Genomic DNA, 276 nt, shown 5'->3' on the forward strand with positions numbered 1-276 from the left:
TTCGACGACTTCGCCGACATCGCGGACGTAAACCGGAACGCCTTCTTTGCCGGTTTTGACGACGATATTCGCCACGTCGTCGGCTTTTTCGACCAGACCGATTCCGCGCAGTAGATATTGTTCAGAACCTTTTTCGATGTAGGCTCCGCCGACATTCGCGTTGTTGCGCGAAACCGCTTCATAAACGTCTCTGAGCGTTAGCCCGTAGGATTGTAGCTTGTTCGGGTCGAGGCGGACTTGATACTGCTTCTCAAAGCCGCCGAAGCTGTTGACTTC

Annotated in this window: 1 protein-coding gene; it reads right to left on the reverse strand. The window is 53.6% G+C overall.

What is annotated here, in order from left to right:
- Positions 1-276, reverse strand: a 276-nt coding sequence (locus tag AC6UDF_RS07205) for an efflux RND transporter permease subunit (RefSeq protein ID WP_500724194.1), incomplete at both ends; no start/stop codon positions are given.

This window comes from Fructilactobacillus sp. X2R6C1, from assembly GCF_059901295.1.